The sequence below is a fragment of the Coleofasciculus sp. FACHB-1120 genome, assembly GCF_014698845.1.
Classification (GTDB): Bacteria; Cyanobacteriota; Cyanobacteriia; order Cyanobacteriales; family FACHB-T130; genus FACHB-T130.
This window is the reverse complement of record NZ_JACJTV010000029.1, coordinates 55,774-65,988: the sequence shown is the minus strand read 5'-3', so window position 1 is coordinate 65,988 and position 10,215 is coordinate 55,774. Positions and strand designations below refer to the sequence as shown.

General features: G+C 51.2%; 4 protein-coding genes. 2 read left to right on the top strand and 2 right to left on the bottom strand.

The features are described from left to right. Positions 1 to 8: 8 nt before the first annotated feature. Entirely contained in the window at positions 9 to 584 is a 576-nt protein-coding gene (locus H6H02_RS21095) for an ISAs1 family transposase (protein WP_190821395.1), read from the bottom strand. A gap of 139 nt (positions 585 to 723) precedes the next feature. Then, positions 724 to 1,407, bottom strand: coding sequence for a ComF family protein (locus H6H02_RS21090; protein ID WP_190821393.1), 684 nt, complete (start codon positions 1,405 to 1,407; stop codon positions 724 to 726). Positions 1,408 to 1,585: 178 nt separating this feature from the next. Between H6H02_RS21090 and H6H02_RS21085 the strand changes: the two genes are divergently transcribed. After that, complete coding sequence (locus H6H02_RS21085) at positions 1,586 to 5,458, top strand: PAS domain-containing protein (RefSeq protein ID WP_190821391.1); 3,873 nt, start codon at positions 1,586 to 1,588, stop codon at positions 5,456 to 5,458. A 99-nt stretch (positions 5,459 to 5,557) separates the two neighbouring features. Continuing rightward, complete coding sequence (locus H6H02_RS26785; RefSeq protein WP_199329416.1) at positions 5,558 to 10,210, top strand: ATP-binding protein; 4,653 nt, start codon at positions 5,558 to 5,560, stop codon at positions 10,208 to 10,210. Positions 10,211 to 10,215 lie beyond the last annotated feature (5 nt).

The window sequence follows — 10,215 nt, the reverse complement described above, 5'->3', positions numbered from 1 at the left end:
GACAGCAATTAAGTAGTCATTACCACTGTCGATGATTTGCTGGATGGTTTTTTTTGGGCGTGTAAGGCATCCATACTGAAACAGACACCTTTGAGTTGTAAAACATTCAACAAGCTTTGCACTGTGGCAATTTCACTTTCCTGACGATTGTGCATGGGTTGTAATCCTACCACCACGCCTTGTTGAATCCTAAATGCCGATACGACACTAACGAAATCTTGATAGGCATTGTCGTAGTCTTTGACGCTAGCTTTAATACTCTTGCCATCCATCGCTACTTGCTCGCTTAGGGACACTCCGAAGGTCTCGCTTGCCCAAGCATTGAACGCCTTGGTCAATTCCAAAAAGTCAATCCTCACCATCACTCGTCGAATCGTCGAGTAAGATGGTAGTCGTGTCTGAGGCAGCTCCATTAACTCCAGCAAGGCTTTTTGGTGGCGCTCAACAAAGTCTTCTAGCGCTCGATACCCTAAACAATTACTCATTGTCCCCATGAGTACCAGCACCAGTACTACCCACAGGGGATAGCGTGGCTGGGTACGGAAATCTCGGATTTGTTGCAGATGTTCTATCAGGCTGCTCATTGGAGGGTAGACAACAACCACTTCCTCTATTTTCTTTTTTCTCTGTTCAATCAATCAGCCCTGCCCATTGATTGGGCGAAAATACAGAAAGTTGCACACCGGGTATCATGAGTAATGGCTAATTGGTTCGTATCAACCATCATTCACCCTTCACCCTTTTAGGAGTGGCGACTGCAACCAAACCATAGACTTGAATGCCATGCTGAGCGAGTGTTTTAGCAGCAGCTTGAGCCGTCGCGCCTGTGGTGTAAATGTCATCTAATAACAGCACTGGCGTAGATGGACGGCTACGAAGAAATTCTTTTCCAAGTGAGAAAGCTCCCGTTAAGTTTTTTTCTCGCTCGGTGCCAGATAAGCTAAACTGAGCCTCCGTTTCCCGTACCCGTTCCAAACCCAGCGATCGCATCGGGTAGCGGGTGAAATCGCAAAAGCTTTGAGCCAATAAATCTGCCTGATTGTAGCCTCTCTGACGTACCTTGGAGGGGTGCATCGGGATGGGTACTACGGTTAATCTGCTCTCAGGGGATACCGGAGAATTCAGCCACGCTTGAGCAAGCCAATGACCCAACGGACGAGCCAGTTGGGGATGGTTTTCATATTTTAGGGCAGCGATCGCTCTCTTGATTGCCCCTCCATATCCGCCCCAAGCAAACACGGGTAGTTGCCCTTGCCAAAATTGGTTAGGATTGGACATCTGACAGCGTTGAAGTTGCCGCTGACAGTCTTCACAAAATTCTTCAGAAGTCGGGCGCTGGCAAAGTGGGCAGTTGGACTTCAGAAATAGATTTAACAACCCTTTTAGAGTCCGACTCCATTGCGCCATTGTTAATACGTCCTCCTTGGGGGAGATTTCTTTAAAATACAAATAGATTTTTGAGCGATCGCGCAAGTGACGCCCAGCTTAATTTTGTAAAAAATTAAGGAATCTAACTTTAAGAATCAGCGTTTTTTTAAACTTCCACACCGAATTACACTAAAAAATTAACTAAATCCCCAGGATAATGGCTGACTCTAATCATGTCAGAAAGAAGTCGTCGAACACGCGCTTCTGGTCGCAGGTCATTGGCCCCATCCTAACAGTGGTGACGCTTGCCGCCATTGAGATGCTGTCTCAGACCAAATTTGCCATCCCCAACCCAGGCCCAATTTACCTCACCACGGTTGTTTATGCTGCCTTCAGCGGCAGTTTTTCCGCTGGGTTAATTAGCGCGGCGATTTCGCTGGTGTATGCCCTTGGCTTCTTTTCCACCCCCGGACACCTGTTTACGTACACGGACGAAAACGCCCGTCACTTGCTCGTGCTAGCCTTCACCACGCCAGCGCTGGTGTTGATGGTCGGGGTTCTCAAGCGCCGCGCCGAACAAGCTTTGAGACTAGAGGCGACCAACGACATTCTGAATCAGCAACTGGGCGAACGTAAACAGATCGAGGAAAAGCTGAGGAGGGCGAACGAGCGCTTTGAGCTGGCGGCTGCGGCAATTAATGGGATTATCTACGAATTGGATCTGGTTCAGAACACGATAGAAAGGACACGGGGGCTGAGTGAGGTTCTAGGCTATCAAGTTGAAGAAGCCCAAACAACTGTCCAGTGGTGGATGGAGCGGATTCATCCAGATGACCGGCAGCGGGTACACGACGAAGTCAACAGCAAGATTGCCGCCAGTAGTAGTTTTACCGTTGAATATCGGATTCGCCACAAAAACGATCGGTATCTATATGTTTGGGATAGAGGGCTAATTGTGCGAGATGCTGACGGGCGTGCAGTGCGCGTGGTTGGCTGTACTTTAGACATCAGTGAAAGCCGGATTGCTCAAGACGAATGCGATCGCGCTCATTCGCAATTAGAAACCGAACGCGCCCTCCTAGAAGCGGTGCTGCGGCAAATGCCAATCGGCGCGATCGTTGCCGAAGCTCCCTCCGGGAAGCTGATCCTCGGCAACGAGCAGGTGGATCTAATTTGGCGTCATCCTTTTCGGCAATCTAGGGATATTGAGGAGTACCGCGAGTACCAAGGCTTTCACGCTGACGGGCGACCTTATCAGCCACAGGAATGGCCTTTGGCACGTTCCATCAGCACCGGCGAAGTCGTCATTGATGAAGAAATTCAATTTTTGCGGGGGGATGATACGCGGGGCACGATGCACGTCAGCTCCTCTCCGGTATGCGATCGCGCGGGCAAACTCGTCGCTGCTGTTGTCACCTTTTTGGACATCACCCAGCGCTCTTCAAACCAAGCTTTGTTAGCGACGCAAAACACGGTCTTGGAAATGATTGCCAAAGGTGCCGCCCTCCCCTCCGTGCTGGATGTTCTCGCCCGGTTGATCGAACAACAGTCGGATGGCGCTCTGTGTTCCATTCTGCTGATGGACAAAGAAAAGCAAAAACTCTATCGCGGTGCAGCACCGAGCATTCCAGACAGCTACTTTCAAGCAGTCCCTGATGGGATTCCTATCGGTGCTGTAGCTTGCAGTTGCGGTACGGCGGTTTATCGGCGCGAACCAGTAATTGTGTCGGATATTGCCAACGATTTCCTGTGGGCAGAATACAAAGATTTGCCCTTGTCTCATGGATTCCAAGCGTGTTGGTCAGTCCCGATTTTTGCCACGAATGGAGATATCTTAGGCACTTTTGCGATGTATTACCGCAAGCCGCAACAGCCTAGTTTGCACGACCAGAAACTGGTTGGGATATCGACCAATCTGGCAGGCATCGCCATTGAGCGTCACTGCACCGAAGAGGCAAAGCGGCAAAGCGAAGCCCGATTTCGGCGTCTGGTGGAATCCAATATCATCGGCGTCGTGTTTGCGGACTTTAATGGGAATGTCACCGATACTAACGACGCCTTTTTGAATCTGCTCGGCTACACCCGCCAAGAGCTGCAAGCGGGCAAAGTGCGTTGGGATATCATGACCCCGGAGGAATTCGACGATTTGGATCGGCACAAAAACCAGGAAATGCTGAACTCTGGGACGTGTACGCCTTGGGAAAAAGAATACGTTCGTAAAGATGGCAGCCGCGTTCCAGTTCTCGTCGGGTTGGCTCGGTTAGAAGAATCCCTCGATAGTTGCGTTGCTTTTGTCCTTGACCGCACCCAACGCAAGCGTGCAGAGGAAGCACTCAAAGAAAGTGAAAAGCGGTTTCGTCAGCTGGCAGAAAACATCGATGAAGTGTTCTGGATTCGTTCGGACGCTGCGAAACAGTTACTCTATGTCAGTCCCGCCTATGAAAAAATCTGGGGTCGCACGACCGTAAGCCTTTACGAAGACCCTTCATCCTGGGTGAATTCCATCCATCCAGAGGATCGAGAGCGGGTAATCGCTGCGGCGAAAAAGCAGAGCTACGAAAAGTACGATCAAGAGTATCGGATTGCCCGACCCGACGGCGAGGAGCGCTGGATACGCGATCGCGCTTTTCCGATCCAAAACGACCAGGGAGAAGTTTACCGCATTGTTGGTATTGCCGAGGACATCACTCGCGCCAAGCAGTTAGAGGCAACCCTGCGACAACAGGCAGAAGAATTAGAAAAAGCTAGTCGGATCAAAGACGAATTTCTGGCAGTCGTCTCCCACGAGCTGCGGACGCCCTTAAACGCGATGCTGGGTTGGGCGACGATGCTCCGGACGCGGAAACTCAATGAAACTACCACCGCGCGGGCGCTAGAGACAATCGAGCGCAACGCCAAGTCACAGGTAAAACTGATTGAGGATTTATTAGATGTCTCGCGCCTAATTCGCGGGCAAATCCGCCTGAATATTCGCCCAGTTGACCTGATATCGGTGATTGAGTCATCCATCAATACTGTCTTACCTTCCTGCGAAGCCAAAGCGATCGCTCTAGAGTCAATACTCGCGCCTGATACTGGCGTAGTGATGGGTGATGCCGAACGTTTGCAGCAAGTCGTCTGGAATCTGCTTTCCAATGCCATCAAGTTCACACCGGAAGGCGGACGAGTGGCAGTGAAGTTGTCAACGGTCAAGGGGAATGAGTCATCGGGAATCGGGAATGGCAACCCATCGAACCCATTCCCCATTCCCAACCACACCCAAATCCAAATCAGCGACACCGGATTGGGCATTAGTCCTGACTTTTTGCCCTACGTCTTCGAGCGCTTTCGGCAAGCGGATAGTACAACAACGCGATCGCAAGCAGGTTTGGGGCTAGGGTTAGCCATCGTCCGCCAACTGGTGGAACTGCATGGCGGCACGATTGAAGTCACGAGTCCTGGGGAAGGACTGGGAGCGACCTTTACCGTGCGGTTGCCACTCTTAGAAAGGACACAAGTGGGACTAAAATCTTCAGGAACGTTAGCGCAGCGGCAGGAAATGCAGATTGAGCCAGAAGAAGCAAATGAGAAATCCCAAAATTTCTCTTCCTCTTCCCTCACCCCTCTTCCCTCACCCTTCTTCCCTCACCCCTCTTCCTCTTCTCTCAGTCCTCTTCCATCTTCCTCTTCTCTCAGCCCTTACTCCTCACTTCTCACTCCTCCTGTCCTGAACATTCTGAGTGGATTGCGGATACTGGTCGTAGACGATGAAGCAGACGCGCGAGAATTTCTTTCCACAGCCTTGGAACAGTATGAGGCAAAGATCCTCGCTGTTGCATCCGTTCTGAATGCCATAGAAGCACTCGAACAATTTCATCCGGATGTTCTGATCAGCGACATCGGAATGCCTTTAGAGGATGGCTATTCGCTAATTGCCAAAGTCAGGAACCATTCGGTAGAACGAGTGAGACGGCTGCCAGCGATCGCACTCACCGCCTATGCCAGTCAGGCAGATACCCAGAGGGCGATCGATGCGGGTTTCAATGGACACATCGCTAAGCCAGTTGAACCCACCCTGTTAGCAGAAGCGATCGCTAAGCTTATCCGCTAGACGCACTGCTTGCTCAATTGGCTGAAAGAACCAGAGCGGAGCGATCCCCAAAGTCGGGATTTAACCCTCAAAATAGTATCAGGAGGGGAAAAGCAATCTATGCAAATCATACCTTGGGCCGGTCTCGGCTACGGGCTAGCAGTATCTATTTGTACTTTGCTGGGTCTGTGGCTATGGCCGGAATTATTAAACAATCTTTTTGCAGCGAATGGTTTTATCCCGCATGGTCATTGCTACTTGTGGAAACCAGGGCTGGTGTCACTTCATGTTGCCACCGATACGTTAATCGGACTGGCGTATGTTTCGATTTCAGTCACCCTAGTTTATTTAGTTCACAAAGCTCGTCGAGATATTCCCTTTGATTCAGTATTTATCGCCTTTGGATGCTTCATTATTGCCTGCGGTGCCACTCATTTTATAGAAGTGTGGACACTGTGGATGCCCGTTTATTGGCTATCGGGAACGATTAAATTAATTACAGCGATCGCTTCAGTGACGACAGCCTTTGTACTGCCGCCATTAGTTCCTCAAGTCCTAACGCTGATTGCCTCTGCAAAAATCGCTGAAGATCGTAAACTCCAACTAGAAACGGCAAACCTTGAGTTGGAGACGCTTTACCAAAAGCTCAAGGAACTCGACCAATTAAAAACCCAATTTTTTGCCAACGTTAGCCACGACCTGCGGACACCACTCGCTTTAATCTTAGGGCCAACGGAGAAACTGCTCTCCCAGCCGAATCTGACCAACCAAGAACAACGCCACGACCTAGAATTGGTGGATCGTAACGCCCGTATCTTGCTCAAACGGGTCAACGATTTGCTGGATGTCTCCAAGCTAGAGGCAGGCAAAATGGAAGTGAACTACGCACTCAGTGACGTGGCTGAGCTGGTGCGGCTGATTGCTGCTAACTTTGAAACCATTGCAGAAGACCGTCAGATATCCTTCCTGGTCGAAGCTCCTCCATCTCTTAGGGCGAGTGTCGATCCGGATAAGTGGCAGCGCATCTGCTTCAACTTACTTTCCAACGCTTTCAAATTCACTCCGATCGGGGGTAGTATCCGCTGCATCCTTGCGGAAGTCAGTCCTCAGGAGTGCAGGGACGTAGACGCGCAAATCTTCCCCTTTGATTCTCTCTCGTCTTCATCCTTCACCCTCACCATTGAAGACACTGGCCCAGGCGTGCCACCGGAACTCCGGGAAGTCATTTTCGAGCCGTATCGCCAAGAGGAATTCGTTACTCAGCAAGGATTTGGCGGTACTGGTCTGGGGCTAGCCATTGTTAAGGAGTTCGTCGAATTGCACGGCGGCTCCATAGAAGTTAACCAAGCTCCACAAGGCGGGGCCGTTTTCACGACCAGGATGCCGCAAGCAGCACCCTCAGGCGTTCTAAGTACCAATGCACAAGGGTTGCCAGTACCAGATGGGAATCGCGGTCTTATTCGTCGGGATGGGGAGACGATGGCGATCGCGCAACCAGCTGCTACAGACTCAGATAAGCTGACTTCGACAAATCTTCAAATCGATTCGACGCCATCGCCTCAGGCGGAAACATCCACAAATTACCAGGAAATTGCCCGTTCTGTAATGGCGGAACTGCGGCATCAACCCAACGATTTGGAATCGGGATTTAATTACCTGTCATCAGCCATTTTCCCCTCAAACCAGCCCGGTCAAAATCCTCAGTCCCCACTCGTGCTGGTAGTTGAGGACAACCCGGAAATGAATCGGTTCATCGCCGAGAGCTTAGCACCAGAAAATCGGGTTGTGACCGCCCGGAATGGGCAAGAAGGATTGGACAAAGCGATCGCCCTGCGCCCTGACTTAATCCTCACCGATGTGATGATGCCTCAAATGAACGGCGACCAGCTAGTGCGGGAAGTCAGAGCCATCAAAGAACTCGATATGATTCCGATTATTCTGCTCACGGCGAAAGCAGACAACGAGCTACGGGTGCAGATGTTACGAGATGGGGTACAGGATTACCTGATGAAGCCCTTCCATATCGAGGAACTTCGGGCACGAGTAGGGAATGCGATCGCCATGAAACGCACCCGCGAGATACTTCAGCAAGAATTACAAACCCTAGATATAGACCTCGCCACCTTAGCTAAAGAACTCGCCTCCCGCCAGCGCGAATTGCAGTCTTCCCATCAAAATTTAGAAATTCGGGTTCGCGAACGAACTGCCGAACTCGCAACAGCGAATGAATTACTTCAAGAACAAATTGCCCTCGCCCAACAAGCCGAACAAGAACTGCGGAAGAGCGAACAACGCTTCCGCAGCTACTTTGAACTTCCTTTAGTCGGGATTGCCATCAGTTCGCCGGACAAAGGTTGGCTAGAAGCCAACGATAAATTATGCGACATCTTTGGCTATTCCCGGCAAGAACTCAGGCAAATGACCTGGGATCAATTAACTCATCCCGATGATTTGCCAGCCGATGTAGAGCAATTCCAGCGGGTTTTAGCAGGGGAAATTGAAGCCTACTCCATAGACAAGCGGTTTATCCGCAAAGATGGTCAAACGATCCACGCCAGCATCTCGACTCGCTGCGTGCGCCTTACTGACGGCTCAATTGATTACTTCGTGGCTCTCGTTCAGGACATCACCCAGCGCTACCAAGCACTTCAAGAACTCAAATGGGAAAGATCCATCCTTCGCAGCTTCTTCGATAGTGCATCCTTGATGATGGGAATTGTCGAGCTGGTGGAAGATGACATCCTGCATATTTCTGATAATTCCACCTCAGCAAAGTTCTTTGGGTTAACTCCTGAAGTGATGCAAAATCGACTGAGTAGCAATTTGGGAGTCCCACCGCAATACCTGCGGTTATGGGTTCATCAATATCGGTTGGCTCAACGCACCCAGACAACCATCCGCTTTGAATATCCTCACGAGACTGATTTGGGTAAGAAGTGGCTATCTGCTAGCGTCTGCTCCATTGAAGGATCTTCTAATTTGCATCCGAAATTTGCGTATGTGATTGAGGACATCACCAGCCGCAAGAAATCTGAGAAAGAACGCCTTCGGCTCGTCCGCGAACAGGAAGCGCGTGCCCAAGCAGAAGAGGCACAGCAGCGTTATCTCTCCCTCGCAGAAGCGATTCCGCAGATGGTGTGGACGGCACAGCCAGATGGGGCAGTGGATTACTACAACCAACGCTGGTTTGACTACACGGGAACGACGCTGGAGCAAGCCCAAGGCTGGGGATGGCAGCCTATACTCCATCCAGACGATTTGCAGGCATCGATAGACGGCTGGAACAATGCTGTTGATACGGGTGAGACTTACGAAGCCGAATGCCGCTTTAAGAGAGCCTCAGATGGAGTTTACCGCTGGCATCTGGTTCGGGCGTTGCCGCTACGCGATCGCCATCGATGGGTTGTCAAGTGGTTCGGGACTTGCACCGACATTGACGATCTCAAACGCGCGGAAGAGGCACGGCAATTCCTCTCGGAAGCGGGCGTCGTGCTATCTGACTCGCTGGATTATCAAGCCACCCTAGAACGCCTTGTGAATCTGGCGGTGCCGCACCTTGCCGACTGGTGCGCCGTCCATACAGTAGAGCCAGATGGCTCGATTCGCCAACGGGCGGTTGCCCACTCAGACTCCTCAAAGGTTGATCTGGCATGGGAGGTAGAGCGTCGCTATCCCTTCGATCCCAAGGTTCCCCGTGGTTTGGCGAAAGTATTGCATACGGGTGAGGCAATACTCGCTCCGGAGATTCCCGACGAATTGCTCGTCGCGATCGCCCGCAATTCGGAACACTTGAAAATCCTCCGTAAGGCAGATTTCAAATCTTATATGTGCCTACCGTTAATTGCCCGTGGACGCATCTTGGGAGCGATCGCCTTTATTACTGCCGAATCGGGTCGCCACTACAATCAGGCGGATCTCTCCTTAGCGTCTGAACTGGCTCACCGCGCTGCCCTGGCGATAGACAATGCGCGACTTTACCACGAAGCTCAAGAAGCCAATCGCATGAAAGATCAGTTTCTAGCGATTGTCTCCCACGAACTGCGAACTCCCATCAACGCCGTCCTGGGTTGGGCACAGCTGCTCCGCAGCCGCAAGTTTGATGAAAAACGGACGGCGCAAGCCCTGGAAACCATCGAGCGCAATGCCAAGGCGCAGACGCAGCTGATTGAGTCGCTTTTGGATGTCTCGCGCATGATCCGGGGGAACTTGCCCCTCCATCTCCTCGCAGTTGACCTGATTCCGGTGATTCAAACTTCCATTAATTCTGTACTGGAAACCGCTCAGACACGGGAAATACAACTAGAGACAGTGCTAGACCCTTCTTGCGGACGTGTCCAAGGCGATCCCATCCGATTGCAGCAGGTGATGTCAAATCTGCTCTCAAATGCCTTCAAGTTCACACCCAACGGCGGACAGGTAACGGTGCGATTGTCCATTGTTATAGGGAATCGGGAATGGGCAATGAAGAATGGAGAAGAATTTAACCCATTACCTATCACCGATTATGCTCAAATCCAAGTCAGCGACACCGGAGCGGGAATTAGCCCTGACTTTTTGTCCCATGTCTTTGACTTGTTCCGTCAGTCTGATAGTACAATCACGCGATCGCACGGAGGTTTGGGACTGGGACTCGCGATTGTCCGCTATCTTGTAGAACTGCATGGTGGCACTGTCAGGGCTGAAAGCCCTGGGGAAGGACTCGGAGCCACTTTTACAGTGCGGCTACCTCTGTTAAAAGGACAGGAGGAGTCAAGAGTTAGGACTGAGGAGTGAAGAGC